This window comes from Streptomyces sp. G-G2, assembly GCF_030063135.1.
In the GTDB taxonomy this organism is placed as follows: domain Bacteria; phylum Actinomycetota; class Actinomycetes; order Streptomycetales; family Streptomycetaceae; genus Streptomyces.
In genome coordinates, this window is the sequence record NZ_JASISO010000020.1 from 107,611 (window position 1) to 134,444 (window position 26,834).

Below are 26,834 nucleotides of genomic sequence, written 5' to 3' on the forward strand. Positions count from 1 at the left end.
GAGTCCGGACGTACGACCGCAGAATCGGAGTCGTGGAGGGGACGAAGGACCCGGGGGCCCGGGGGACCTGGAGGAGACAGGAGTCGTGGAGGAGACATGGACCTGCCGGTGATGCCGCCCGTGAAGCCGATGCTCGCGAAATCCGTGGCCCGGATCCCGGCGGGCATGCAGTACGAGGCGAAGTGGGACGGCTTCCGGGCGATCGTCCACCGGGACGGGGACGAGATCGAGATCGGCAGCCGTACGGGCAAGTCCCTGGCCCGCTACTTCCCCGAGCTGGTGTCGGCGCTCAAGGAGAACCTCCCCCCGCGCTGCGTGGTGGACGGGGAGATCGTCATCGTTCAGGGCGGGCGGCTGGACTTCGACCGCCTGACCGAGCGGATCCACCCCGCGGAGTCCCGCGTCACCCTCCTGGCCGACCGGACCCCCGCCAGCTTCATCGCCTTCGATCTGCTCGCGCTCGGCGACGAGTCCCTCCTCGCCGCCCCGCTCGCCGACCGGCGTACCGCGCTCACCCGCGTCATGTCCACGGCCCGTCCCCCCGTCCATCTCGCGCCCGCGACCACCGACCCCGCACTGGCGCAGGAGTGGTTCGAGCGGTTCGAGGGCGCCGGACTCGACGGGGTGATCGCCAAACCGCTCGATCTGCCCTACCGGCCCGATGCCCGCCTCATGTTCAAGATCAAGCACGAGCGTACGGCCGACGTCGTCGTCGCGGGTTTCCGTTTCCACAAGAGCGGTCCGATTGTCGGATCGCTCCTCCTCGGGCTCCACGACGAGCACGGCACCCTCCAGCACGTGGGCGTGTGCGCGGCCTTCCCGATGAAGCGACGCGCCGAACTCGTCGACGAACTCGCGCCGCTGCGCATGCCGGACCCCCGGGGCCACCCCTGGGCCGCCTGGGCCGAGGAGTCCTCGCACGAGGGCGCCCGACTGCCCGGCGCGCAGAGCCGCTGGACCGGCAAGAAGGACCTGTCGTGGGTGCCCCTGCGCCCGGAGAGGGTGGTGGAAGTGGCCTACGACCACATGGAGGGCGACCGCTTCCGCCACACCGCCCAGTTCCGCCGCTGGCGTCCCGACCGGACGCCCGAGAGCTGTACGTACGCCCAGCTCGAGGAGGTCGTCGGCTTCGACCTCGCCGAAGTCCTCGGCCTCACCGGGGAGACGTGACCCGCGGACTCCGCTTCACCGGGGGCACGTGACGCGCGACTCGGCGTCATCAGGGCCACGTGACGCGCCGACTCGGCGTCACCGGGGGGACGTGACCCGCGGCGGGGTCGCGACGCGCCGGGACGTGAGCCGCTCCCACTCCTCGCGGTCCGGACCGGCCGCGCTCGGCGCGTAGTGCGGACGGTCCGCGAGCCACCGCGCGACCCGGGCCCGGACCGCCGGATCCGCGTAGGCCCGCTCCGGCGGGTCGGCCAGGTGCCGCACCCGCGCGCGGGCCCGCATCACCTCCGGATCCTCCAGGGCGCAGTCGAAGAGCGCGGCCACCTCGCGCGCCGACCCGGTCCGCCCGGCCCGGGTCGCGAACCGCTCCCCGATGGCCGTGTCCGCCACCACCTGGAAGTCGAACCACGGCTTGAGGGTGCGCACCGCCCACGCGTGGTGATCGGCGGCGAACCGCGCCGATCCCGGGTCCCGGTGCGCCGTACGGGCCACCCGCAGCGCGGCCCACAGCGCGAGCGAGGTGCCCTGCCCCAAGGTCGGATTGGTGTGGGTGATCGCGTCCCCGACCGGCACGAACCCGCTCACCACCGGCCCCCGCTCGTCGACCAGCGCGCTCCACCGGTTGTCCAGGCCCCCCGTGGCCATGATCTCGGACAGCGGCTCCGCGCCCAGTTCCAGCCAGGCCGCGCCGGGCGGGAAGGACCGGGCGGCCGCCTCGAAGACGGCCGGATCGCGCAGCGCGGAACGGGTCGCGTCCTGGGTGTGCACGAACAGGGTCACCGCGAACACCCCGTTGTCCGCCGGGAAGACGGCGCATCCGGCGAAGGTGCCGCCGGTCACGGTCCAGGGGCGGCGCGGTCCGTCCTCGCGCCCTTCGGGCAGCCGGTACCAGCGGCAGAAGTACGCCAGCCCGGTGCGGTGCCGCTCGACCGCGGCGGGGCGGCACCCGGCCGCCGCGAGCCAGCGTTCCGCACCGCCGCGCCTGCCGCCCGCGTCCACGACGAGGTCACCCTCGTACTCCCCCGCCCCGGTTTCCACACCCGTCACCCGTATCCCGGGGTCGGCCCCCGCACCGGCCGGGGTCCCGAACACCGCCGCCCGCTCGGTCAGCAGGCCGATCACCGGCTCGCCGTACCGCGAGACGACGCCGCTCTCGCCGCGCAGCGCCGTGGCCAGGGCGCTCTCCAGCACGATGCGCCGGGCCTGGAGCATGACGAGGTCCTCGTCGCCGGGCCGGGCGGGCGGGCGTTCGTCGAACCAGTCCAGCTCGTGCCGCTCCCGCGCGCCCAGCCGGAGCATCTCCCGGTGGACGTCGGGCAGTTCGTCGCGCAGCAGCACGCGCGCCGCGCCGAGCAGCGCGTGGGGCTGGGTCGCCTGCGGTACCGAGGGCCGCCGCCAGCCGAAGGAGTCCCGGTCCAGGGCGGTTCCCGGCGCCCGGGCGTCCCGCTCGAACAGCTCGGCCGTGTGCCCGTGCCGCGCCGCCAGCAGCGCGGTGGCCATCCCGCCGACGCCGCCCCCGATGACCAGCACGTGTGCCATATTGCGTCCCCCTGAGCCGATGAGCTGTACGACGATCAGATCGCCCAGAGCCTGCACGGGCGGAACCTGACCGAAACTCGCACAGGCGATCGACACCGGGCCCCGCGCCGCGCGCGGTCAGCCCGCCGCGGGCGGCACGGCCGGCGCCCGCGGCGCCCGGACCTCAGCCCACCGCCGCCCGCGCCGCCCGGACCTCAGCCCACCCCGGCCTCCGCCGCCCGGGCCTCCGCTTCGACCAGGTCCCCGTTGATCTCGATCGCCGCGCGGGCCCCCTGCGCGGCCGCCGCGACGACGTTGTCCATGGGCGAGGTGACGTTCCCGGCCACCCACACCCCCGGGAGGGCGGTGGCGCCGCCCGGCCCGGCCTCGACCCGGGTGCCGATGTCGTGCCCGTCGCGTTCCTCGCGTACCGCCCGCAGACCCAGCGCGCTCAGCACCCCCGAACGGGCCAGGAACCGCGGCGCCACGATCAGGGCACGGCACACCACGGAGCCGCCGCCCGCCAGGGCCACCCCCGCGAGCCGGTCGTCGTCCGTCCGCGTCAGCCCGGTCACCTCGCCCTCGGCCACCTCGATGCCCCGGGCGGCCAGCGTCGCGCGGTCCGCGTCCGGCACCCGCCAGGTGTGCGCGAGGAGGGTGACCCGCTCGCTCCACTGCCGCCACAGCAGCGCCTGGCGCACCGCCAGCGGCCCGGTGGCCAGCACCGCGAGGGGCAGGTCCCGCACCTCCCAGCCGTGGCAGTACGGGCAGTGCAGGACGTCGCGGCCCCAGCGGGCGGCCAGGCCCGGTACGCCGGGCAGCTCGTCCACCAGCCCGGTCGCCACCAGGAGCCGCTCGGCGCGGACGGTGGAACCGTCGTCGCGGTGCACGAGGAAGCCGCCGCCGGGCAGCGGGTCGGCCGCGACTGCGGTACCGGGAACGATCCGGGCTCCGTAACCGATCGCCTCCCGCCGCCCCCGGGCCAGCAGCTCGGCGGGATCGATCCCGTCGTGGCCGAGGAATCCGTGCGCATGGGCGGCCGGGGCGTTGCGCGGGTGACCGGCGTCGATCACCAGGACCGAGCGGCGGGCCCGGGCCAGGGTCACCGCCGCACTGAGCCCGGCGGCCCCGCCGCCGATGATCACGATCTCCGTCGCCCGCGTTTCGAGTTTCATGAGCGCGAGGATGCGCGCGGGCGTTCCATCTTGACAAACGCTGTTGCCGAACCGGCAAATGGGATCATGGTTCCCGCTGAAGACGACGAGGATTTCGCCCGCGTGCTCACCACCGTGGGCCCGCGCCTGCGCACGCTGCGCCAGGAACGCGGGATCACCCTCGCCCAGCTCAGCGAGGCCACCGGGATCTCCCTCTCGACCCTGTCCCGGCTGGAATCCGGGCGCCGCAGGCCCACGCTGGAGCTGCTGCTCCCGCTGGCGAAGGCGCACCGGGTCGCGCTCAACGAGCTGGTCGGCGCCCCGGACACCGGGGATCCGCGGATCCGCCCGCGCCCCTTCGTCCGGCACGGGACGACCTACGTACCCTCACCCGGAACTTCGGCGGGGTGCACGCCTTCAAGCAGGTCCTCCCGCCCGCGACCGAGCACGTCGACCGCCCCGACGATCTCGTCCTCGGGCCCGGGGAGGCGGCGGAGTTCGACACCCGGACCCCGCACGCCTTCTTCAACGCGGCCGCGCAGCCGACGGAATACCTGAGCCTGTTCGGACCGCAGGGCGAGCGGATGCACGTACGCGCCCGCCCCACCACCCGAGAGAAGGACCCCGTATGACCAGCCCGCACGAAGCGACCGGCCCTCGTGAAGCGACCGGCCCGCACGAAGCGACCGGCGCCCGCGAAGCCGACAGCCCGGCCGGGCAGCAGCCCGCACGCGCCGTCCCGCAGCCCAACGCCGTCGTCGGCGTCGGCCTCGTCGTACTCGACGCCGACGGCCGGGTACTGCTCGGCCGGGCCCACGACGGGCGCTGGGAGCTGCCGGGCGGCAAGGTCGATCCCGGCGAGGGCTTCGAGCAGGCCGCCGCGCGTGAACTGGCCGAGGAAACGGATCTGCGAGTGGCTCCCGGGGACGTACGCGTCCTGGCGGTCCAGATCGACGCCCGCTCGTCCCTGACCCGGCTGACGGCGGCCGCCGTGACCGGGGCCGCCGAGGGGACCCCGGCCGTGACCGAACCACACAAGATCACCCGCTGGGAGTGGTTCGCGCCCGACGCGATCCCCGCCGCGCTGTACGCACCCACCGCGGCCGTACTGCGCACCTGGCGCCCGGACCTCACCATGCCGGCGCCGGTCCCGTCCTACGACTATCCGACGGCTTAGCCCGTCTCCTTCGGATCCAGTGCCGCGTCGGGCAAGGTTCGCCCCGGACGTTCCGAAAGGGACGGCCGCGCCGGTCGAGGGTCCCGCTACACCCGCGTCAGGGAGCGCGGCGCGAAGTTGCCCTCCCCCAGATCCTCCGCCAGCAGCCGCTTCGCGATCGCGTCCGCCGCCGCCCGCAGTTCGGCGCTGCGCGGGCGGCCCCGGTCGCGTTCGAGCTGGTCGCCGAGCCAGTCGGCCCAGGCGTGCGAGATGACCGCGGCCTCCCGGGCCCCGGCCGGGGTGTGGGCGAAGAAGGAGCCGTCCCGCGTGAGGTAGCCCTCCTCCACCATCCGGTCGAAGACGGGCAGCAGGACCTCCGGGGGCAACGAGCGGCGGGACGCCACCAGGCCGAGGCTGGCGTGGCCGACCGTGCGGGTCAGCAGGTCCACCTGCATCACCGCCCAGGCGCCCGCCATGTCGAGCCGGGTGTCGGAGCCGCTGACGATGCCCCGTGCCTGCTCCGGGCCCATGGTCCGGACGATTTTGCCGACGGCCAGCTCGAGCAGCTTGGCGGAATCCCCCGAGGCGGTGGCCGGTGAGGCGAAGCCGTCGCCCATGTCCGTCGAACCGGCCCGTGCGGTGTCGCGCAGGTGCACCTGCTTGAGGAAGAGCGCGACGACGAAGCCGACCGCCGCGACCGGCACCGTCCACAGGAACACCGTGTGCAGGGCGTCCGCGTAGGCGGCGATCACCGGGGCGGCCGCCGCCGGATCGAGGCCGTGCACGCCCTGCGGGCTCTGCGCCTGGACACCGATCGCGGCCGGGTCGCCGCCCGTGGCCCGGGCCGCCTCGGCCACGCCGGTCTTCAGGCCGGGCGTCAGGCTGTTGGCGTAGAGGGTGCCGAAGACGGCCGTACCGAAGGAGCTGCCCAGGGTGCGGAAGAAGGTGACGCCCGAGGTCGCGGTGCCGAGGTCGGCATAGTCCACGGTGTTCTGCACGGCGATCGTCAGCACCTGCATGCTCAGGCCGATCCCGGCGCCGAGCACGAACATGTACAGCGATTCGAGGGTGGCGCCGGTCCCGGGGCCCATCCGGGAGAGCAGGTAGAGCCCGACGCCCATCACCAGGCAGCCGACGATGGGGAAGATCCGGTAACGGCCGGTCTTACTGGTGACGTTGCCGCTGAAGACGGAGGCGATCAGCAGACCGATGACCATCGGCAGGGTGCGGACACCGGAGATGGTGGCCGAATCCCCGTCCACGTACTGGAGGTAGGTCGGCAGGAAGGTCATCGCGCCCAGCATCGCGAAGCCCACCACGAAGCTCAGTACGGAGCACACGGTGAACACCGGGTTCAGGAACAGCCGCATGGGCAGCATCGGTTGGGCCGCCCGGTTCTCCACCAGGCAGAAGAGCGCGAGCGCGACCACCCCGCCCACGAACAGCCCGATGATGGCGGGTGAGCCCCACGCGTACTCGTTGCCGCCCCAACTGGTGCCCAGGATCAGCGCGCTGGCGCCGATCGCGACGAGGGCGATGCCCAGGTAGTCGATGGCCGGGCGTGCCCCGGACCGTACTGAGGGGATCGTACGGGCGGCGGCCACCACCACCAGGACCGCGATCGGCACATTGACGTAGAAGGCCCAGCGCCAGCTGAGGTGGTCGGTGAACAGCCCGCCCAGCAAGGGGCCGATGACCGTCGCGACGCCGAACACCGCGCCGATCGCGCCCTGGTACTTGCCGCGTTCGCGCAGCGGCACCACATCGGCGATCAGCGCCATCGAGGTGACCATCAGCCCGCCCGCGCCGATGCCCTGGACGCCCCGCCAGAGGATGAGCAGGGTCATGTTCCCGGCGAGACCGCACAGGAACGAGCCGGTGATGAAGACGATCGCGGAGATCTGGAAGATGATCTTGCGGCCGAAGAGGTCACCGAACTTGCCCACCAGCACCGTGGCGACGGTCTCCGCGAGGAGGTACGAGGTGACCACCCAGGACATGTGTTCCGCGCCGCCGAGATCCGCCACGATCGTGGGCAGGGCCGTGCCCACGATGGTCTGGTCGAGCGCCGCCAGCAGCACGCCCAGCATGATCGTGCCGAAGATGACATTGCGCCGCCGCCGGTCCAGCACGGGCGGCGCGGTGGCTATCGCGGCGGCTCCGTCGGGGGCGCTGCCGGGCGCTGTTTCGGGGGCTGCCCCGGAGGCTGTGGTCACATCTCGCACTCTCACAGCGCCACCGTCCGGCCGCATGCGGCGCGGGGCCGAACGGGTGGGCCGCCCGCCGGATCAGCGCAGGTAGGCCAGCCCCGGGTGCTCTTGCACGTATCCGTCCAGCAGCCGCCGGGCCACCGCCACCGAGTCCACCAGCGGGTGCAGCGCGAAGGCCTTGACCGCGTCCCGGCGCGAACCGCTCGCGGCGGCGGCCAGGACCTCCCGCTCGGCCGCCTTGACGGACGTGACCAGGCCGACCGCGTGGTAGGGCAGCGGGTCGACGCCCACGGGATGCGCGCCGTTGGCGTCGACGAGGCAGGGCACCTCGATGACGGCCTCGGGGTCCAGGACCGACAGGGTGGCGCGGTTGCGGACGTTGAGGATCAGGGTGGCCCGCTCGTCCCGGGCGATGGCCCGCATCAGCGCGAGGGCCACCTTCTCGTACCCGCCGGACTCCAGGTCGCTTTCCTCGCGCTCCCCGGCGCCCGCCGCCTCCCGGTTCTCGGCCATGTAGGTGGCCTCGCGCTCGGCCCGGGTACGGTCCCAGGCGGCCAGGGCCGCTCCGGCCCGCTGCCCGGGGAGCCCGGCCTCGGTGTAGAAGGCGCGCTGCTGGTCGCGCAGGAAGGCGCCGCGGGTCTGCTCCGCCTGCTGGTACGCCCGTACCGTCTCGCGGTTGAAGTAGTAGTAGTGCAGGTACTCGTTCGGGACCGCGCCCAGGGAGCGCAGCCATTCGGCGCCGAAGAGCCTGCCCTCCTCGAAGGACTCCAGGGCCGCGGTGTCGGCGAGCAGCCGGGGCAGTTCGTCACGGCCGCCGATGCGCAGGCCCCGGACCCAGCCCAGGTGGTTGAGGCCGACGTAGTCGATCCAGGCCTCCTCGGGACGGGCGCCGAGCAGCCGGGCGATCCGGCGCCCGAGGCCCACCGGGGAGTCGCAGATGCCGATGACCCGGTCGCCCAGTTCCTCGGCCATGGCCTCGGTGACCAGTCCGGCCGGATTGGTGAAGTTGATGACCCAGGCCCCGGGGGCGCTGCGGGCGATCCTGCGCGCGATCTCGCGGGCCACCGGCACGGTGCGCAGGCCGTACGCGATCCCGCCCGCGCCGACCGTCTCCTGTCCCAGCACTCCCTCGGACAGGGCGACCCGCTCGTCCGTGGCGCGCCCGTCCAGGCCGCCGACGCGGATCGCGGAGAAGACGAAGTCGGCCCCGCGCAGGGCTTCGTCGAGGTTCTTGGTGGCGGTCACCTCCGGCGCGTCGGGCACCCCGGCGGCCGCGGCCTGGTCCGCGAGCACCCGGGTCATGGCGGCGAGCCTGCCGGGGTCGGCGTCGTACAGGGTCACCCGGGACACCCGGCCCTCGGCGCGGTCGCCGAGCAGCGCCCCGTACACCAGCGGTACCCGGAATCCGCCCCCGCCGAGGATCGTCAGCCGCACGCCCTACCGCCCTTCGCCCGCGCGGGAAGCCCGCGCCGCTCTCCGCGCCACCGTCCGTGGCGCCGTCAGCACGTACGCCTGTCGCACGCGCCGCACCGCACGTACGCCCGCGGCACGTGCCGCACCCGTCAGCGCCACGATCCGTGCCACATTCGGTGACACGGACGGTGCCGTCACGGCACTGCCGTCCGTGCCACGTTCCATGGCACCAGTGTCACCCGGCGGGTCACTCCGCCGGTGACGGCACGGCGCGCAGCCGTGCGGCGGTCTGCGGCGGGCCGCCCGCGCCGACGGGCGCGGGCCCGGCCAGTACGCCCTGCGGCGCCGACAGGACCAGGGTGATCCGGGTCAGCCCCATGGCATCGAGCATGTGGCCGGATTCGGCCACCATCCGGCAGCGGGTCGTGCCCCAGCGCGGGTCGGGATGCCGTACGGAACGCACCGCTCCGTCGCGCTCCGCCGCCTCGGCCCCGTAGGTGCTGAGCCAGTGCGGAACCCCGTACCGGTAGGCGGCCTCCATGAACGGGTCACGGGCCACCTCCTGGCGGATGCTGCGCAGTCCCTCGTCCTCGGGGTCGGCGGCCAGCCCGGTCGCGAACTGCGCGAGCAGCGGTACGCACCAGGCCGGTTCGTGGTCCTCCAGCACGGCCGCGGCGTCCGGGTGGAACAGCACGAAGCGCAGGAAGTTGTCGTCGGGCAGGGCGGTCGGGTGCGGCCGGACCGCCTGGAAGAGCTGGTCGAAGGCCGAATTGGTGAGCACGACGTCCCACCGGTGATCCACGAGGAAGCTCGGGTAGGGCATTGCCTCCATCAGCGCGGCGTAGTCGCGCAGGTAGTCCCGCTGCGCCGGGTCGGCGGGCAGCCGGTTCTCCTCGGCGGCGCGCCAGGTCGGCGGCGGATCGCGGTCCACCATGACGCGGAACAGCCAGAAGCACTGGCGTTCGCCCAGCTCCAGCGCCTCGGCGAGGGCCAGCAGTTTGCGGTCGGTCCATTCCTTGACCAGGCCGCGTTCCCAGTTGCCGTACGCACGCACACTGATGCGCAGGCGGGCGGCCATGTCCTCCTGGCTGAGGTTCAGCTCTTCGCGCCGTTGGCGCAAAATCTCTTTACGTCGCTCCGACCGCACCGCGCCACGAACGGGCTCCTCACCCGTCAGGCGCCCCTCACCGGCTCGGGCGAGGCCATCGGACGGGCCCACCGCTGCGAGATGTGGCACCGAGAGCTCCCCCTTCTCACGGTCTGGATCTTCATTTCCGTGTGGCGATCCTGCTACCGACTTCATTCGAGTGTCAACTATTGTGGCAATTCCGGCCTCTTGACAGCTCATTCACGCCACAGCTGTGGCAAGTTCTAGTCCTTGAAGGGCTGACGGGATAGCCTCCAGAGGCCGATCACGGGCCCGAACCGACCTTCGCGCGATCTAGGAGAACCACTGGTGACAGACGGCTTCCCGGCTCCCGTCGCGGTGGCCCACGCGCCCTTGGCAGCCACCGTAACGCGCGTCGCCGAACTCGCGGGCACACTGGGGCGGGACCCGGACGAGGTCTTCGACCTGCGTCGGCTCTCGGAGGCCTCCGGCGTCCCGACCGATGGGGTCAAGAGCCTGCTCGAAGGCCGGCCGACGGACGAGCCCGACCTGCAGACCCGCTTCCTCCAGCGCCTCGACCTGCTCCGCCGCACCCGTGTGAAGGCCAACGGCCGCCGCTATACGCAGCAGGAGATCGCGGACGGCGCGGGCATGTCGCGCCAGCAGGCCGGGGCCCTGATCAACGGTGACCGGCGGCCCACGATGGAGCACTGTGACGCCATCCAGCGCTTCTTCGGGGTACACGCGGGCTTCCTCGCCGCGCACGACGCCGACGCCCTCACCGACGCCCTGCTGCGCACCGAACAGCAGCTGCTCCAGGATTTCGCGGGGCGCGAGCGGCAGACCGTACCGGCACAGGCTTCAATGGGCGATCCGCTGGCAAGACTCCTTCAGGACCACGGTGTGCGGGGCATCGCCTGGCGCGCGGCTCAACTGCCCAGCGACAAACACCGGGACAAAGTGACGGAATGGCTGGACATGCTTCTCGAAAGCGTCAAACCGACAGAATCATGACCCGGCCGCAACGCCTGGGTCCGACCCTTGAGTCCTGATCCGGATCCGCTCCGACGGGGAGAACGGTGAGCATAGGAAGAGAGCAGCGGCGGCTGTGCGGAGAGCTGATGGCCGGCATCCGGCTCGCCGCACCCGTGGCACCCGTGGACCTCTACGCCACCCTGTGCGAGGGCATGAGCAAACACCGCGGCCGCCCGGTGGAGTTCCGGATGGCCTCCTTCCCTCCGGGGACGGCCAGCGGCCTGTGGCTCGACATGGCGGACCGGGACCTGGTCGTCGTGGAGGAACGCACCGCCCCGGACCACCAGTTGGTGATCCTCGGCCATGAGCTGTGGCACATGAAGGCGGGCCACTGCAGCCACCACGTGGACGGCGCGGCCGTCGCCGCCCGACTGCTGTCCGACGAGGCCGACCTCAGCGAGGCGGTCCGCCGGGTCGCCGCGCGCACCCGCGCCGACGTCCAGGAGGAGACGGAGGCCGAGACCTTCGGCCTGCTGCTCGGCAGCAAGTGCCGCCCGTGGCTGTCCGCCGCCCTGGGGCCCGCCCCGACCCAACGCGACAAACTCGCGGGACGCATCGAGGCGTCCCTCGGCTACCGAGGACCACGAGGCTGAACGTGAAGGGCCTGGACTTCTACATTCCGGCCGGCGTGCTGGTGATCGCTTTCACCTGCAAGCTGCCGGGCCTGACCCGGCATTGGCGCGACCCCCTGATGCGGGCCGTCAGTGTGCTCCTGCTCGTCGCCAGTTCGGTGTTCTTCTTCGCCGCGCCGCCGACCATCGCCGCCGTCAACCGGATCACCGGCGTCCCCAACTTCTCGGCGCCACTGGTCTACTGCATCCTCAGCGCCTTCAGCGCCTCCTGCCTGCTGCTGCTGATCAACTGGCGGGGCGGACCCGGCCACCGGACCCGGAACCTGTCCCGCTGGTGCGTGGGCGCCTACAGCGCCGTGATCCTTTCCATCGGCTCCCTGTTCGCCATCGGCGGGGCCCCGGTGGAGCGGCTGCGGGATTTCGACACGTACTACGCCAACACGCCGTTCATCCGCGAGATGATCCTGGTCTACCTCGTCGCGCACACCACGGCAGCCGTCGTGATGACCGTGCTGTGCCGCCGGTGGTCCCTGCACGTGCGCGGCTCGCTGCGCTCCGGGCTGATCCTCATGGTGATCGGCTTCGTGCTCAACCTGGTCTTCGACGCCGCGAAGTTCGCCGCGGTCGGCGCCCGCTGGGCCGGGCAGGACCTGGACGTGCTGAGCAGCGTCGTGGCGCCGCCCGTGGCGTCCTTCTCCGCCCTGCTCATCGGCACCGGCTTCGTGCTCCCGCTGGTCGTACAGCGGCTCTCGGCGCTCTGGCAGACCTGGGCGACGTACCACCGGCTCGGGCCGCTCTGGCGCGAGCTGCACGCGGTCGTCCCGCACGGCTCCCGCGCGGTCCGGATCTCGTGGTGGTCCCCGGCCGACCTGCGGGTCACCCAGAGGGTGGCCGACATCCACGACGGCATCCTGCACCTCGATCCGTACTTCGACCACGGGCTGCGCGACCGCGCCAGGACGGCCGCGCTCGCCGCGGGCTCGGGGACGGCCCAGGCCGATGCCACGGCCGAGGCCGTGATGGTCTCGGCGGCCATCCGGGCCCGCGCGGCCGACCCGGAGGAGAAGGTCATCGGCTCCGCCGACGCCTACACACCGGCGAACGCGGAGGGGCCGCGTGACCTCGTCGGCATCTCGCGCGCACTCCGCTCCCCCGCAGCAGCAGCGACCCGCCGACACGCGGACCGTACGAAAGGCAGCCACCCATGAGCGAGAGCACGAGCCGCGAGCAGTCCGGGCCGAGACGCATACCGGCACCGCGGCCCGCTTCCGGGACCGCGGACCCCGCGCCGGACGCCACGACCGCCGGTACCGGTGCCTCGCCCACCCGCCGGGAGGCCGTCGTCATCGGCGGCGGACTGACCGGAATGCTCGCCGCCGCCGCACTCGCCCCGTACGCCGACCGGGTCACCGTCATCGAGCGCGACGTCCTTCCCGCGGGCCCCGAGCCCCGCGCCTTCCTGCCCCAGGCCCAGCACGGGCACATGCTCTGGTCGGGCGGGGCCGAGGCCATCGAGGGCCTGCTGCCCGGGTTCTCCGAGCGGCTGCTCGCCGCCGGGGCCCACCGGATCCCGCTGACCTCGGGCATGGTCTCCTTCTCACCCGGCGGCTGGTACCGGCGCTGGCGGCCCACCCACTACCTGTTCAGCGCCACCCGGGACCTGATCGACTGGACCGTCCGCCAGGGGGTCGCCCGGCTGGCCAACGTCCGCGTGATCGAGGACACCAGGGTGCTCGGGCTGACCGGCGCCTGCGACCGGGTCACCGGCCTGCGGATCTCCGGCCGGGAGGGAACGGAAGAACTCCTCCTGGCCACCCTGGTGGTGGACGCGAGCGGGCGCGGCACCCGCACTCCGAGGTGGCTGCGCGAACTCGGTCTGCCCGAGGTGCGCGAGGAGCTGGTGGACTCCGGGGTGGTGTACGCCAGCAGGCTCTACCAGGCCCCGCCGGGTACCGACCGCTTCCCGGTCGTCAACATCCAGGCCGCGGCCCGCGAACCGCGCCCGGGCAAGGTCGCGACCATCCTTCCCGTCGAAGGGGACCGCTGGCTGGTCACCCTGTCCGGCACCAGGGGCGGGCGCCCGACCAGCGACAGCGCCGACTTCGAGCCCTTCGCCCGCTCGGCGCGTCACCCGGTCGTCGCGGACCTCCTCCAGTACGCCAAGCCGCTGTCCGAGGTCTCGACCTTCGCCAACACCGCCAACCGGCGCCGCTACTTCGAGAAGTCCCGGCTCTGGCCGGAGGGGTTCGTCGTCCTCGGTGACGCCGTGGCCTCCTTCAACCCGGTGTACGGGCACGGCATGTCGGTGGCGGCCCAGGGCGCGCGGGCCCTGCGGCGCACCCTGCTCGCCGAAGGCGGACTGCGCGCGGCCGGACTGGCCCGGCGCACCCAGCGGGCCGTGGCGGCGTCCGTGTCGGTGGCCTGGGACCTGGCGACCGGGCAGGACATCTTCTACCCGGAGACCGTCGGCAAGCGGCCGACCCTGGCGGACAAGGCGCTCTCCCGCTACGTCGACCGGCTCGTGCTGACCGCCACCGCGGACTTCGTGGTCGCGACCGCCCTGACCGAGGTGATGACGCTGTCGGCGCCGATCAGCACCCTGGTGCGCCCGCGGGTGCTGCTGCACGCGCTCCGCGGTCCCACGATGCCGCAGCTGACCGGCCCGCCGCTGACGGAACGGGAGCTGCGCTTCACCCGGCGGACCGACCGCGCGGACCGGCCCGGCGGTACCGAGCGGGCGGACCACCCGGACCACCCGGACCGCACCGGCCTCGGCCCGGGTCTCCGCGGCCGCACGGATCGCACCGGTCCGGTGGAACCGGTGGAACCCGCGGGCGCCTGAACCCGCGGGCGCCCGACGCTACCTCCCGAGGGCCAGGGCGAGGGACGGGAAGAGGTCCTGGAACGGGGCGGCCGAATCGATTCCCTCCCTGCCGTACGGGGCGTCGAAGCTCCAGACCATGAACAGCAGGAACACGATCAGTCCGCTGAACAGCCCCGCCAGCAGCAGTTCGCGCCCGGACCGGCGGATCTGCAGGGTGAAGATCAGCCCGATGGTGACCAGGCCGCCGGCGAGCAGCCCCAACCAGATCACCCCGGGCAGCGTGGCCCCCGAACTCTGCGTGCGGGAGTGCCGGGCGTCGTCCGCCGTGGCGATCTGGTCGAGCAGCGGCTGGTAGGCCTGCGCCTGGAGCTCGTTGGCCGGGCTCTGGTGGGTCACGTCCTTGCGCAGCGCGCCGAGCAGGGTGGCGCCCTGCGGGGAGGCGCCGGCCCCGGAGGTCAGCAGCGGCCAGTCCACGCTGACGGTGTGGGCGACGTACGCGTCCACCTCGCCCCGGATCCGGTCGCGTACGGGCGCCGGATAGACGTCGGCGCGCTGGGTGACCTCGTACAGCGACTGGGCCTCGCGGCGCACGCTGTCCTCGGCGGCGCCGCGCGCCTCCCAGACCCCGGCGATGGCCAGGCCGAGCACGATCGCGTAGACCACTCCGACCATCATCGTCATGTACTCGATGACGTCGGGGGTTTCGCTGGTGTCCTCGTCGACCGCGACGCGGCGGTGCCGCAGCGCCGTGCAGGCGAGGACGAGGGCGCAGACGAGCGCCATGGCGATGGCCAGGACCAGCCATTCGGACATGCGGGATCTCCCGTGGTGTGGAGGGTTCGGTGGACGAGCCGGTGGACGGAGCGGCCGCGGTCCGGTTCAAGGGGTGCGGCTCAGGCGGTGCGCCCCCGGCCGCGCGGGCGCAGCGCCGCCGCCGCGAGGACGGCCGGGGTGGTGACGACGACCAGCAGCATCACGGTGGACAGCCCGTTCGGGCTTCGCCGCTGGAGGGCCACCGGGCGGTAGCGGCGTACGTGGAACCCGGCCAGCGGGAGCGCCGCCGCCCGGGCGGGCTCGGCGCGCACCGGCGGCGCGGGCTCCGGTACGGGCTCCGGCGCGGGTGCGGGAGCCGCCCGGCGGGGCGCCGCCGCCGGGCGCGGGGCCGGAGCGGGTGGCGGCGGGGGCGCGTGCCGTACGGTCGGCCCGGCGGGCCCCGCGACGGTCCCCGGAAGCACCGCCCGCGGCGGCTGCCGGACCGGGGGCGGCGACGCGGCGGGCGGGTGCCCGGTGGCCGGTACGCACACATCGGTGCGGGCGGCCGGGGGCGGCACGTCCACGTGCGCGTGCCCCTGCGCCGGTCCGTGCAGCGGGCAGCAGACCGCCACCAGCCCGGCTCCGGCGAAGAACTGCCAAGCGGTCACCGCGCCGCCTCCCCGTCTTCCGCTCCGCGCGCCGCCCGCTCTGCCGCGCGGCGCTCCTGGCTGAAGAAACGATCACGGGCGGAGTTCGATACGCGCTCAGCCGGTCAAGATCGCGGCCGCAGGGGCCACTTCACGCCACGCGGCGCCCCGGACCAGCCGGTTCTCCCCCGGTCTCGCTCACCCGTCCGGCCCAGCCCGCCACGGCGCCAGGTCCCGCACCGGCCAAGAATCGGGTGAGCGGAAGCGCTCTGCTCAGCGCGAACGACAAGGACGGTGCCGGGTGGAAGCCGACGGTCGGGAACAGCTCGGGGCGCGGGTCGACGCGCTGATGGACGGCCTGCGGGCCGATCTGGAACGGCTCGCGGCGATTCCGTCGATCGCCTTCCCCGGCTATCCGCCGGAACCCGTCGAGGAGGCGCACGACCTGATCGTCTCGCTGCTGCGGGACGCGGGGGTCACGAGCGTGGAACGGATCGACCTGCCCGACACCGCTCCGGTGATCTACGCCGAGATCCCACCCCCCGAGCCGGGCTCCCCCACGGTGCTGCTCTACGGGCACTACGACGTCCAGCCCGCCGGGGCGCCGGGCCTATGGCTGTCCCCGCCCTTCGAGCCGACCCCGGTCCCGGGCGGGCTGCGGGCGCGGGGCATCGCCGACGACAAGTCGAACGTGATCGCGCACCTGGGCATGCTGCGGCTGTACGGGGGCCGCCCGCCGGTCGGGATCAAGCTGGTGATCGAGGGGCAGGAGGAGTACGGCAGCCCCTTCGACGACTACCCGCCCCGTGAGCCGGGCCGGTTCGCCTGTGACGCGATGGTCATCGCCGACCTCGGGAACCTGCGGCCGGGGACACCGACCCTGACCACCGGGCTGCGCGGCGCCTGCGAGGTGGTCGTGGAGGTGCGCACCCTGGCCGAGCCCCGGCACAGCGGGGAGTTCGGCGGCGCCGCCCCCGACGCGCTGCTGGTCTTGCTCAAGGCCCTGGGCACCCTGCACGACAAGGCTGGTGACGTCGCCGTGACGGGCCTGCGACGGGACGCGTGGGACGGTACGACCTACACCGAGGAGGAGTTCCGCGACCTGGCCGGGGTCCATGGCGATCTGCCCCTGATCGGCACCGGATCGCTGGGCGAGCGGCTGTGGAGCGGGCCCGCGATCACCGTGATCGGGCTGGACGCCCCGAGCGTGGACCACGCGGCCTCAGCGGTGGTCCCGTATGCCCGGGCCAAGCTGAACCTGCGCTTCCATCCGCTCCAGGACCCCCGGGAGGCGCGGGCCGCGCTGGTCGCCCACCTGCGCGCGCAGCGGCCCTTCGGCATCCCGCTCACCGTCACCCCCGGCGACACCGGCCCCGGCTTCGAGGCGCGCACCGGCGGCCCCGCCTACCGGGCGGCGCTGACCGCGCTCGAGGAGGCCTGGGGCACCGAGGCCTCGTACGTCGCCACCGGCGGCTCGATCCCGCTGGTGAACGGCCTGGCCAGGGCCGCTCCCAGAGCGGAGGTCCTGCTCTTCGGCGCCCAGGACAGCATGTGCAACCTGCACGCGCCCAACGAGCGGGTGCTGTTCTCGGAGCTGCGCAACACCGTCGTCGCGATGGCCGCCTTCGTGCGCGAGTACGCGGCGGGTTTCCGCTCCCCGGGAGGCACCGCGTGAGTACCCCGCCTCCCGGCGTCACCGTCGATCCGCTGCCCCCGGCCCCGCCCCCGGCGCGGAAGTTCGGTTTCCCCAGCGCGTTGACCATCCTGGCCCTGGTCACCGTGGCCGTCTGGCTGCTGGCCTTCCTCATCCCCGCCGGACAGTACGACCGCAACGACAGCGGCGCCCCGGTCGCGGGCACCTACCACCGGGTCTCCGGCACCCGGAGCCTCACCGACCGCCTGAACGACCTCTTCCTCGCCCCGGTCAACGGTCTGTACGGCCTCCAGGACACCACCACCCACCAGGTCGGCCCGAGCCTGACCGGGGCGCTCTACGGCAGCGCGGGCGTGTTCCTCTTCGTCCTGGCCATCGGCGCGTTCATCACCGTGGTCTTCGCGACCGGCGCCCTGGACCGGGGCATCGCCCGCCTCGCCCACCGGCTGCGCGAGCGCGGGGCGCTGCTGATCGCCGCCGTGATGCTGGTCTTCTCCGTCCTCGGCACGGTGGAGGGCTTCGCGGAGGAGACCCTCGGCTTCTACGGCCTGCTGGTCCCGATGATGCTGGCCCTCGGCTACGACCGCCTCGTCGCCGTCGGCGCCTCGATCCTGGGCGCGGGGATCGGCGTCCTGTGCTCCACGGTCAACCCGTTCGCGACCGGGGTGGCCTCCTCGGCCGCCGACATCTCGCTCGGTGACGGGATCGTGCTGCGCTTCCTGATGTGGATCGTGCTGACCGCGGTGACGATCCTCTACGTCGTCCGGTACGCGAAGCGGGTCCAGAAGGACCCGGCGACGTCCCTGTGCGGGTTCCTGCCGGGCGACCGCGAGCAGAAGGCGACCGGCGACGAGGCCGCCGAACCCGAGCTGACCCCGCTGCACAAGGCGGTGCTCGTCCTGCTGGTCCTGGTCTTCGCCTTCATGATCTTCTCGGTGGTGCCCTGGTCCAGCGCGCTCACCGGGAAGGCCGACGCGAAGCCGTACGGCTGGGAACTGGACTGGTCCTTCCCCCAGCTCTCGGCGCTGTTCCTGTGCGCGGCGGTGCTGGTGGGACTGGTGGCGCGGATGGGCGAGGCCAAGCTCAGCGCCACGATCATCCAGGGCGCGGCGGACTTCATCTCGCCCGCCCTGGTCATCATGCTGGCGCGCGGGGTCACCGTCATCATGAACAACTCGAAGATCACCGACACCGTGCTGCACTCGATCGAGGGCGTGGTCAAGGGCACCTCGTCCAGTCTCTTCGCGGTGATCGTCTTCCTCGTCAACCTCCCGCTGGCCTTCCTGATCCCCTCCACCTCCGGGCACGCGACCCTGGCCATGCCGATCCTGGCGCCGCTCGCGGACTTCGCGGGGGTCTCCCGCGCGGTGGTGGTGACGGCCTGGCAGTCGGCGAGCGGCTGGATGAACCTGTGGGTGCCGACCACCGCCGTGACGATCGGCGGCGTGGCGCTGGCCAAGGTCGGCTACGACAAGTACCTGCGGTTCGTATGGCCGCTGCTGGCCGTCCTGTTCGTGCTGATCTGCGGGTTCGTGGCCCTGGGCGCCGCGATGTAGGCGCGGGCACATGACGCGGGGGCGCGGCCACCGTGTGGTCGCGCCCCCGCGTCGTACCAGGCCCTACGGGCGTCAGACCGCCACGACGGCGGCGCCGAAGCGCTCGCGGTAGGAGTCCAGGTCCTCCTCGGTGATCCTCGCGAAGAGGACCGGCGGGACGGTGAACGGCGTACCGGCGGGGACCGCGTCGAGCGAGCGGGCCTGCTCCGGGGTCACCCAGGCCGCCGTGTCGTCGGCCAGCTCGAAGGCCGAGCGCATGGCGCGCGCCGAGGCCGGGATGAGCGGCTCGGAGACGACCGAGTAGAGGTGGATGAGGTTCATCGCGGTGCGCAGGGTGAGCGCCCCGCCCTCCGGGTCGGTCTTGACCTCCAGCCAGGGGGCCTTCTCGTCCAGGTAGGCGTTTCCGGCGGACCACAGGGCGCGCAGCGCGGCCGCGGCCTTGCGGTACTGGAGGGCCTCCATCTGGGCCTCGTACTCGGCCAGCAGCTCCGCGATCTGCTCGCCGAGCCGGACCTCGGCCTCGCCCGCCGGGCTGCCCGCGGGGACCTCGTCGCCGAACCGCTTGCGCGAGAAGGTCAGCACGCGGTTGACGAAGTTGCCGAGGGTGCCGCCGAGGTCCTTGTTGACGGTGGCGGCGAAGTGCTCCCACGTGAAGGACGAGTCGTCGGACTCGGGGGCGTTGGCGATGAGGAAGTAGCGCCAGTAGTCGGAGGGCAGGATCTCCAGCGCCTGGTCGGTGAAGACGCCGCGCTTCTGCGAGGTGGAGAACTTGCCGCCGTAGTACGTCAGCCAGTTGAAGGCCTTGACGTAGTCGACCATCTTCCACGGCTCGCGGACGCCCAGCTCGGTGGCGGGGAACATCACGGTGTGGAAGGGGACGTTGTCCTTCGCCATGAACTGCGTGTAGCGGACGTCCTCGGCCTCGTACCACCAGGACCTGTGGTCGCGGTTCGCCGGGTCGGCGTCCGCCCACTCCTTGGTGGCCGCGATGTACTCGATCGGGGCGTCGAACCAGACGTAGAAGACCTTGCCGTCGGCGGCCAGTTCGGGCCAGGTGTCGGCCGGGACCGGCACGCCCCAGTCCAGGTCACGGGTGATCGCGCGGTCGTGCAGGCCCTCGGTCAGCCACTTGCGGGCGATGGAGGACGCCAGCTGCGGCCACTCCTCCTCGTGCTCCGCGACCCAGGCCTCGACCTCGCCCTGGAGGGTGGACTGGAGGAGGAAGAGGTGCTTGGTCTCACGGACCTCCAGCTCGGTGGAGCCGGAGATGGCCGAGCGCGGCTCGATCAGGTCCGTGGGGTCCAGGACGCGGGTGCAGTTCTCGCACTGGTCGCCGCGCGCCTTGTCGTAGCCGCAGTGCGGGCAGGTGCCCTCGACGTAGCGGTCGGGCAGGAAGCGGCCGTCGACCGGCGAGTAGACCTGCCGGATCGCGCGCTCCTCGATGAAGCCGTTCTCCTGGAGGCGGCGCGCGAAGTGCTGGGTGATCTCCGCGTTCTGCGGCGAGGAGCTGCGGCCGAAGTAGTCGAAGGACAGCTCGAAGCCGTCGTAGACCGCCTTCTGCGCGTCGTGCGCCTGCGCGCAGAACTCGGCGACCGAGAGCCCGGCGGCCTTGGCGGCCAGCTCGGCGGGGGTGCCGTGTTCGTCGGTCGCGCAGATGTAGAGGACGTCGTGGCCGCGCTGGCGGAGGTACCGGGCGTACACATCCGCCGGAAGCATCGACCCGACCATGTTGCCCAGGTGCTTGATCCCGTTGATGTAGGGAAGCGCGCTGGTGATCAGGTGTCGAGACATCCTCGGATGCTCCATTTCATACGTGCGGTACGTGAAGGATCGTGAAGGGGCTCATCGTATCGAACCGCCGAAACCTCACGTGCCGGATTTTCACAGGGTGGGCCTTGCATGCCTTACACGAAAGCGAGGGCCGTGACCTCTCCGTCACTGCCCTCGCGATCCCGGTCATGGTACAGGAGCGCCGATCATGTCCCGGCCCGTGCGGCGGGGCCCCGGGGGGCCGCCGGGGGCCGTGAGGGGGGCGCCGCTGGTGAGCCGGGCGGTCAGGGTGACCGGTGCGCCCGCGGGACCCGCGGGGGCCACCAGACCGCGGCCCGCCGCCTGTGCGCTGACCGCGCCGGTGGCCGTGATGGCCGCGACCTCCCGGCTTCCGGCGGCCAGCTCGTACCAGTGCCCGGCGGCCGACCGCCAGCGCGTGCCCACCAGCAGGTGCTGGCCGAAGCGGCCGCAGGCGGCGGTGGAGCGGGCCCGCGCCACGTCCTGCGGCGGACCCGCGGGGGGCCGCAGTTGGACGAGTACGTCGCCCGGTCCCGCCCAGCCGGAGGCGCGGGTGCAGGACCAGACCGCCCGTCCGCCGCCCTCGGGCAGCTCGGTGTCGGCGAAGTCCCAGATGTTGACGGCCCGCACCCCGCCGCCGCTCAGCTCCCGCAGTCTGCACGCGACCGGCGCCCAGGCGGCGCGCGCGGCGGGGCCGGTGGCCTCGCGGGGCTGGCGTGCGGGCACCGCGTTCGGCCCGTCCGGCAGCGGTGTGTAGGTCAGGTGTACGGGCGACAGCGCGCCGAGGTCGGTGAGCAGGAAGGAGTGCTTCTCCACGATGCGGCTGGAGGAGGTCAGTTCGAGGACGGGCCAGGCGTCGCACGGTCCGGACACCCCGGGCACCGCCGTCGCGCCGGTCAGCCCGTCGGGGGCGACGGCCAGCGGACGGGAGCCCTCGGCCGGGCGGGCCAGGTCCCGGGTGGCGGCCGCGGCGATCCAGGGGGCCAGCAGGTAGCGGGCCCGGCCGTCCCCGCGGCTGACGGCGAGCGCGCCCGCGGTGGTGACCCCGGCCTCGTCGGTACGGGCGAACTCCAGCGCCCGGTCCCGCGGTCCCCCGGCCGCTTCGCCGTAGCGGGCCACGCGGTCGGCGTCGAGCAGCACCACCACCGCCCGCCCGTCCACGTCCCCGGCGTAGAGCAGCTGCGGCGGACGCCCCGGCGGGTCCGGCGGGGTTCCGGGCGCCGCGGTGACGGCCACCTGCGGGGACGGGGCGGCCCAGGCGCCCAGGGCCCGCGCGAGCAGGGCCAGGTCCCCGGCGCGGGAGCCCCTCGCGGGCCAGGCGGTGAAGTCGACCCGGGCGGTGTCCGACCAGGCGGCGGCCGGGATCCGCACCAGCCGGTCCGGGTCGAGCGCCCCGGCGGCAACGCTCCCCCCGGCGGGCCGTACCGCCGGTCCGGGCGGCCCGGGCTGCGCCCCGTCGGCCACCACCACCCCGGCGACCAGGGCCAGTACGGCCGCCGCGGCCCAGGCGGCCCGCACCCGGCGGCGCCTGCGGAGCAGGTCGGTGGGCCGGGTGTTGACCACGCACGCGTCGAACTCCGCGGTCCGCGAGAGCGTTTCACCGACGGGCAGGGCGAGGGCCTCGCGCACGCTGTCGGCCGGGTCCGGGGAGCCGGCCGCGGCCAGGACGCGCGCCACCGCCTCCTCGGCCAGGCCGTCCATCCGGTGCAGCACGAAGGCGGCCCGGACCGCGGCGGGCGCCCCGCCCAGCAACCGGGCGGTCTCGTCGACCCCGCCCGCCGGGGGCCACAGCCGCAGCCCCCACACGAAGGGCGGCGCCGGGGGCCACCCGAAGCGGACCAGCACGGCCCCGGTCCGCCCGCCGGGGGCCAGGGCGGCCCGCAGTACCCGGGCCCGGACCTCCCCGAGCGGGCCGCCGGGGCCCGTGGATCCGCCCGGCCCGGCGGGAGCGCGCGCCGGGAGCCCCGCCTCACCACCGGCGCGCGCCCGGGGCAGCGACCGCTGCACGGCCCGGTGCGCCAGGAGCACCCGGGAGTGCCTCCCGAGGGTGTCGGGGAGCGTCACGTAGGCGAGCCGTACCAGGTGGGGGTACTGCTCGACGAGAACCGCCTCGGCCTGTTCGACGGCGTTGGAGCCGAATCGCTGTGATGTGCCCACGGTCCGACAAACGAGTGAATCTTGGGATGGTCACACGTCCTCGTCCGAGCCTCCCGGTCGGCTTCCGGCCGCCACCCGGCGCACTCGACGGCGCGCACCCCGGCGCGTCGGCACGGGAAGCGGCAGGTCAGGGGTCGCGGCGGGCGCGGGCGGGCGCGGCCCGGGGCCGCCGCCTGGCGTCAACCCCCCACGTCAACAAGGGAGTCGGGGCCGGGCGCCACCGGGTGCGGCCCGGCGGGACTTTCGCTCCGCGCCCGCGCGGCCCGCCAAACGCTGACAGGGTGGGAGGCGAGCACCTCCAGTGGCACGAGGGGGAGAGGTGGAGCGGTGAGTGATGGCGGACCGGAGGAATCCGGTGGGGCGGTGGGACTGCCCAGCCGACGGCAGCGGCCGGAGGCTCCGATGAGCCAGTGGGACCCGCGGGCGCGCCTGTCGTACTGGGCCTTCCACACCGACCGGCGCCCCTCGTACATGCGGTTCGCGTACCTGCAGCTGGGCTCCGACGCGGAGGCCGAGGACGCCGTCGACGCCACCTTCGACCTGATCATGAGCGAGTGGCTCCGGATGCTGCACATGGACCGCCTGGAGGCCTACGCCTGGACCGTCCTGAAGCACCGGATCGTCGAACAGCAGCGAAAACACGACCGGCCGCGAGGACGGCCGATGGACTTCAGCGCCTTCGAGGCCGCGCTCAAGGATTCGGCCACCGATCCGTACGACGTACTGACCGACAGCATCCAGTTCTATTCGGCGGTCTCCCGGCTGGCCGAGCGCCAGCGCGACGCCGTGCTGCTGCGCTACGGACTGCACTGCACGACCGGTGAGGCGGCCCGGGTGATGGGCATCGAGGAAGCCACCGTCCGCTCCCACCTCAGCCAGGCGCGCCGCAGGCTCACCCGGCTCCTCGGTGGGGAGCCCGCGCCATGAGCCACCACGGTGAGCACGCGGACCCCGCTGAACACACGAGCCCCACGGGCCACCCTGATCAGGGTGGGCTCCGCCGGTCGCTGGCCGAATTCCTGGCCCGGGCCCGGGTCCCCGACCCGTATCCCCGCTACGACCTCCGCGCCGCCGAAGCCCGCCTGCTGCGGCGGGTACGGGCCGCGGCGGCGCGCGCGGCCGCGCGGTCCGCCGCCGTGTCCGGCGCCCGCTCCCGTCCCTCGCCCCCCGGCTGGAGCGATCCCGCGCGGGACTGGCCGGTGGAGGCCGAGCAGGCCCGACGGGACCTCAAGGCGGTGAGCCTGGCCGTGGTCTGCGGGCCCGGCGCCGCCGCCCGGCTGGACGCGTTCATCCGCACCGGGCACGGCGACCCGGCGGGCTCCCTGGTCTTCGCGTGTCTGCTGCACCTCGCGGGGCTGCGCGACGGCGCCCGCTTCTGGTGGCAGTTCGCGGCCGGTTCGGGCGTCCCGGGAACCGGGTCCGCCGCCTACTGCCTCTTCCTCGACCACTCCCGGCGCGGTGAGCACCAGGACGCCCGGGTCTGGGCCGTCGAACTCGGCCGCCTCGGCTTCCGCCCCGGCGGCCCGCGCGACCTGCGCGAGGTCCGGCTGTGCGCGCAGGCCCGGGTGCTGCGGTACGTCGAGCGGCTCGACGACATCGACCTCGGCCCGGTACCGCTCCCCCGCCCGGGCCTCGCCGCGGTGCTGCCCGCGTTCCTCGCCACCACCACCCCGGCCCGGGAACCGCAGGCGCCCCCGGCCGCCGGGCCGGGCGGGCCGGTACGCCGTCCCGCGCCCCCGGCCCAGCGGCGCGGGAGCCCCGGGGCCGCGGGCCCCGCCGGGGCACTGGCCGAAGCGCGCCGCGCGCTGGCCGTCGTACGCGTCCTGGACCGCCACCCGTTCGGGCTCGGCGCCGCCCCGCTCGGCCGGGAGGCGGGGCTGGCCGACGGGGAACTCGGGCCGGTGCTGGCCATGTTGTGCGAGGAGGAGTACGCGTCCCGCCCGGCCCCCGGGATCTACGGCCGCGGCCCGGCGCTGGACCGGCTCGCCGCCCCCGGCGGCTCCGGGCTCCCCGCGCAGCTCCAGCGCACCCTGGCGCTGGCCCGGGACAGCGCGGGCGCCGCCGTCTACCTCAGCCGGTACACCGAGGGCGAGGTCCGGATCACGCAGATGGCGGACGGGCCCGGCACCCCGCCGGTCAGCGAGTGGGTCGACTTCCGCGCGGCCGCCCACGCGAGCGCGGTCGGCAAGTGCCTGCTCGCGCAGCTCGGCCCGGACGTCCGGGCGGACCACGTGGCCCGTTACCGGCCGGACCCGCTGACCGCGCACACCATCACCGACAGCCGGGTCCTGTTCGACGCCCTGGACGCGATGGCCCCGGGCGCCCCGGTCTTCGACCTGAGCGAGTACGCCCCGGGGGTGGTCTGTTCGGCGGTCCCCCTCGCGACCGGCGGCGCGGCGGCCGGCCTCGCGCTGTCCCTGCCCGCCGCGCACGCGCACCGACTGCGGGCCGCCACCGCCACGCTGCGCCGCAAGGCCGTACCGGTGCTCCTCGCCCTGCTCCTGACCGGGGCCTTCCCGGCGCGGGGCGCGGCCCAGCCGCCCGGTCCGGCCTCCCTGGCGGACACCCTGCGCCACCTGCGCAGCGTGTTTCGCACCCGGCACACCCGTACCCCCGCCTCGGCCGGTCCCCACCTGGTCAGTGATCCGGCCTCCGCGGCGGCCTACCTCTTCGACGCGGCCCCCGCCCCGGCCCGCTCCTGCGGCCCGCGCCTCGCGCTCCCCCGCACCATCGGCCCGCTCCCTCCGCTGGGCCCGGACGACTCCCTCGTCGTACTGCAGTGAGCCGGTCCTCCCTGTTCGGGGTCAGCCGCCCTTGGGCGCGAGCGGCTTGTGCCCGGGGTACACGTGGCCGGGGCTCACGATGCCGGTGACGGCCGCACCGAAGAGAGTGCTGGGCTCCTGGCCGCCGGTCTGGGAGTCGGTGTTGAGGACGATGACCATCGTGGCCTTCGCCTGCGGCAGGTAGACGGGCAGGGACTCGTAGCCGGGGATCGAGCCGTTGTGGCCGATCCAGCCCTGGACGTCGAAGATGCCCAGCCCGTAACCGGCCCCCGGGATGTCCATCGGGGTGGTCTTCAGCCGTTCGGCCTGGGACGCGGGCGTCAGCAGCGTGCCGGTGGCCAGGGTGCGGGCCCAGCTGCGCAGGTCCTGCACGTCGGAGGCCATCGCTCCGGCGGCCCAGGCCCAGGAGGGGTTCCACCGGGTCGCGTCCTCGGTCTTGCCCGAGGCCGTCTGGTCGGTGTAGCCGTGCGCGTAGGGGTCGGGCAGTGCGGCGCCCGTGGGGAAGACCGTGTGGTGCAGTCCGGCCGGTTCCAGGACGTCCCGCTGGACGACGTCGTGGAGCGGCCTGCCCGTGATCTTCTCCACCACGAGGCCGAGGAGGATCAGATTGGTGTTGGAGTAGTCGAACTTCGCGCCCGGCTCGAACTGCACGGGGTTCTTGAAGGCGTAGTCGAGCAACTGCTGCGGGGTCATGGGCTGTTCGGGGTCGGCCTGGAGCTTCTTGATGAAGTTCGGGTCCAGGCTGTAGTTGAAGAGACCGCTGCGCATGCCCGCCAGTTGGCGCAGGGTGATGCGGTCCCCGTTCGGAACGCCCTTGACGTACCTGCCGATCGTGTCGTCCAGGGCGACCTTCTTCCGGTCGACCAGCTGGAGCAGGGCGGTGACCGTGAACGTCTTGGTCTCACTGCCGATGCGCACGTGGAGCCCGGCCGTCATCGGCGCGCGGGTCGCCTTGTCGGCCACGCCGAAGCTGCGCAGGTAACTCCCCTTGCCGGGGGCCCACAGCCCCACGGTCGCGCCCGGCACCCCCGTCTCCTTCATGACCTGCCGCACGGCGGCGTCCAGCCGCGCGGCGACGGCGGGCGTGAGCCGTACGAAGGCCGCGCCGGTGTCCGGGGAGGGCGAAGCGGAGGCCGAGGCGGCGGCGGAGGCGGAGAGGGACGCGGAGGGGGGATCACTCACCCCGTACGCCGAGCCCGCGGCCACCGGGGTGATGAGCACACTCGCGGCGGCGACGGCCACGCAGGTCCGGCGCAGCCGGATGTGGGTTGACTTCACGGCACGGTCTCCCGTCGTCGGACGACCCCGAACCACATCAGCGTAGATCCGCGGGGGG

The 26,834-nt window shown here is 73.8% G+C and carries 19 protein-coding genes and 2 pseudogenes; 11 read left to right on the plus strand and 10 right to left on the minus strand.

All coding sequences use genetic code 11. The features are described from left to right. Positions 1-96 precede the first annotated feature (96 nt). The gene (locus tag QMF80_RS17920; protein ID WP_283454423.1) at positions 97-1,170 is read left to right on the plus strand and encodes an ATP-dependent DNA ligase; all 1,074 of its coding nucleotides are present in this window, start codon (positions 97-99) and stop codon (positions 1,168-1,170) included. A 78-nt stretch (positions 1,171-1,248) separates the two neighbouring features. Here the strand turns inward: QMF80_RS17920 and QMF80_RS17925 are convergent, their stop codons facing one another. Continuing rightward, the gene (locus QMF80_RS17925; protein ID WP_283454425.1) at positions 1,249-2,766 is read right to left on the minus strand and encodes an NAD(P)/FAD-dependent oxidoreductase; all 1,518 of its coding nucleotides are present in this window, start codon (positions 2,764-2,766) and stop codon (positions 1,249-1,251) included. A 137-nt stretch (positions 2,767-2,903) separates the two neighbouring features. Next, positions 2,904-3,863, minus strand: coding sequence for an NAD(P)/FAD-dependent oxidoreductase (locus QMF80_RS17930; protein ID WP_283454427.1), 960 nt, complete (start codon positions 3,861-3,863; stop codon positions 2,904-2,906). A gap of 66 nt (positions 3,864-3,929) precedes the next feature. Here QMF80_RS17930 and QMF80_RS17935 point away from each other — a divergent pair. Together QMF80_RS17935 and QMF80_RS17940 are read left to right on the plus strand one after the other, a co-directional pair. Further along, positions 3,930-4,474 (plus strand): annotated as a pseudogene (locus QMF80_RS17935) (helix-turn-helix domain-containing protein). Continuing rightward, the gene (locus QMF80_RS17940) at positions 4,471-5,019 is read left to right on the plus strand and encodes a nucleotide triphosphate diphosphatase NUDT15 (protein ID WP_283454429.1); all 549 of its coding nucleotides are present in this window, start codon (positions 4,471-4,473) and stop codon (positions 5,017-5,019) included. The pseudogene QMF80_RS17935 and the gene QMF80_RS17940 overlap by 4 nt, the downstream one beginning before the upstream one ends. Before the next feature lie 86 nt (positions 5,020-5,105). On the opposite strand, the gene QMF80_RS17945 is transcribed toward QMF80_RS17940, so the two are convergent. The 3 genes from QMF80_RS17945 to QMF80_RS17955 form a co-directional block, all read right to left on the minus strand. Then, a complete protein-coding gene (locus QMF80_RS17945; protein WP_502962875.1) occupies positions 5,106-7,214 on the minus strand; it encodes an MDR family MFS transporter in 2,109 nt (702 codons plus the stop codon). Between the two features lie 72 nt (positions 7,215-7,286). Beyond that, positions 7,287-8,642, minus strand: a complete 1,356-nt coding sequence (locus tag QMF80_RS17950) for a 6-phospho-beta-glucosidase (RefSeq protein ID WP_283454431.1) — start codon at positions 8,640-8,642, stop codon at positions 7,287-7,289. A gap of 226 nt (positions 8,643-8,868) precedes the next feature. Then, the gene (locus QMF80_RS17955) at positions 8,869-9,741 is read right to left on the minus strand and encodes an MmyB family transcriptional regulator (protein ID WP_349372218.1); all 873 of its coding nucleotides are present in this window, start codon (positions 9,739-9,741) and stop codon (positions 8,869-8,871) included. A gap of 336 nt (positions 9,742-10,077) precedes the next feature. On the opposite strand from QMF80_RS17955, the gene QMF80_RS17965 reads away from it, so the two are divergent. From QMF80_RS17965 to QMF80_RS17980, 4 genes are all read left to right on the plus strand, one after another. Then, a complete protein-coding gene (locus QMF80_RS17965) occupies positions 10,078-10,743 on the plus strand; it encodes a helix-turn-helix domain-containing protein (RefSeq protein ID WP_283454433.1) in 666 nt (221 codons plus the stop codon). A 107-nt stretch (positions 10,744-10,850) separates the two neighbouring features. Then, entirely contained in the window at positions 10,851-11,357 is a 507-nt protein-coding gene (locus QMF80_RS17970; RefSeq protein ID WP_283454481.1) for a toxin-antitoxin system, toxin component, read from the plus strand. Between the two features lie 2 nt (positions 11,358-11,359). Further along, positions 11,360-12,544, plus strand: coding sequence for an MAB_1171c family putative transporter (locus tag QMF80_RS17975; protein ID WP_283454435.1), 1,185 nt, complete (start codon positions 11,360-11,362; stop codon positions 12,542-12,544). Then, positions 12,541-14,178 (plus strand): NAD-binding protein, encoded by a 1,638-nt coding sequence (locus QMF80_RS17980; RefSeq protein ID WP_283454437.1) that lies wholly within the window; start codon positions 12,541-12,543, stop codon positions 14,176-14,178. The genes QMF80_RS17975 and QMF80_RS17980 overlap by 4 nt, the downstream gene beginning before the upstream one ends. An 18-nt stretch (positions 14,179-14,196) precedes the next feature. Here the strand turns inward: QMF80_RS17980 and QMF80_RS17985 are convergent, their stop codons facing one another. Beyond that, positions 14,197-14,973 (minus strand): bestrophin-like domain, encoded by a 777-nt coding sequence (locus QMF80_RS17985; protein WP_283454439.1) that lies wholly within the window; start codon positions 14,971-14,973, stop codon positions 14,197-14,199. An 80-nt stretch (positions 14,974-15,053) separates the two neighbouring features. Continuing rightward, the gene (locus QMF80_RS17990; RefSeq protein ID WP_283454441.1) at positions 15,054-15,581 is read right to left on the minus strand and encodes a hypothetical protein; all 528 of its coding nucleotides are present in this window, start codon (positions 15,579-15,581) and stop codon (positions 15,054-15,056) included. A gap of 280 nt (positions 15,582-15,861) precedes the next feature. Between QMF80_RS17990 and QMF80_RS17995 the strand changes: the two genes are divergently transcribed. Both QMF80_RS17995 and QMF80_RS18000 read left to right on the plus strand, forming a co-directional pair. After that, positions 15,862-17,235 carry a M20/M25/M40 family metallo-hydrolase gene (locus QMF80_RS17995; RefSeq protein ID WP_283454443.1) on the plus strand — a complete coding sequence of 458 codons (1,374 nt, stop codon included), beginning with the start codon at positions 15,862-15,864 and terminating at the stop codon, positions 17,233-17,235. Then, positions 17,232-18,770, plus strand: coding sequence for a YfcC family protein (locus tag QMF80_RS18000; protein ID WP_283454445.1), 1,539 nt, complete (start codon positions 17,232-17,234; stop codon positions 18,768-18,770). The genes QMF80_RS17995 and QMF80_RS18000 overlap by 4 nt, the downstream gene beginning before the upstream one ends. Positions 18,771-18,842: 72 nt before the next feature. Here the strand turns inward: QMF80_RS18000 and metG are convergent, their stop codons facing one another. Then, positions 18,843-20,561 carry a methionine--tRNA ligase gene (gene metG / locus QMF80_RS18005; protein WP_283454447.1) on the minus strand — a complete coding sequence of 573 codons (1,719 nt, stop codon included), beginning with the start codon at positions 20,559-20,561 and terminating at the stop codon, positions 18,843-18,845. Between the two features lie 165 nt (positions 20,562-20,726). Beyond that, positions 20,727-22,715 (minus strand): hypothetical protein, encoded by a 1,989-nt coding sequence (locus QMF80_RS18010; protein WP_283454449.1) that lies wholly within the window; start codon positions 22,713-22,715, stop codon positions 20,727-20,729. 402 nt (positions 22,716-23,117) lie between these two features. On the opposite strand from QMF80_RS18010, the gene QMF80_RS18015 reads away from it, so the two are divergent. Both QMF80_RS18015 and QMF80_RS18020 read left to right on the plus strand, forming a co-directional pair. Beyond that, positions 23,118-23,642: an RNA polymerase sigma factor gene (locus QMF80_RS18015; protein WP_283454451.1), complete on the plus strand. Its 525-nt coding sequence runs from the start codon at positions 23,118-23,120 to the stop codon at positions 23,640-23,642. Between the two features lie 857 nt (positions 23,643-24,499). Continuing rightward, a pseudogene (locus tag QMF80_RS18020) lies at positions 24,500-25,219 on the plus strand (IclR family transcriptional regulator domain-containing protein); the annotation flags it as partial. Between the two features lie 300 nt (positions 25,220-25,519). On the opposite strand, the gene QMF80_RS18025 reads toward QMF80_RS18020, so the two are convergent. Continuing rightward, on the minus strand, positions 25,520-26,776 hold the full coding sequence (locus tag QMF80_RS18025; protein WP_283454452.1) for a serine hydrolase domain-containing protein: 1,257 nt from the start codon (positions 26,774-26,776) through the stop codon (positions 25,520-25,522). Positions 26,777-26,834: the final 58 nt, after the last annotated feature.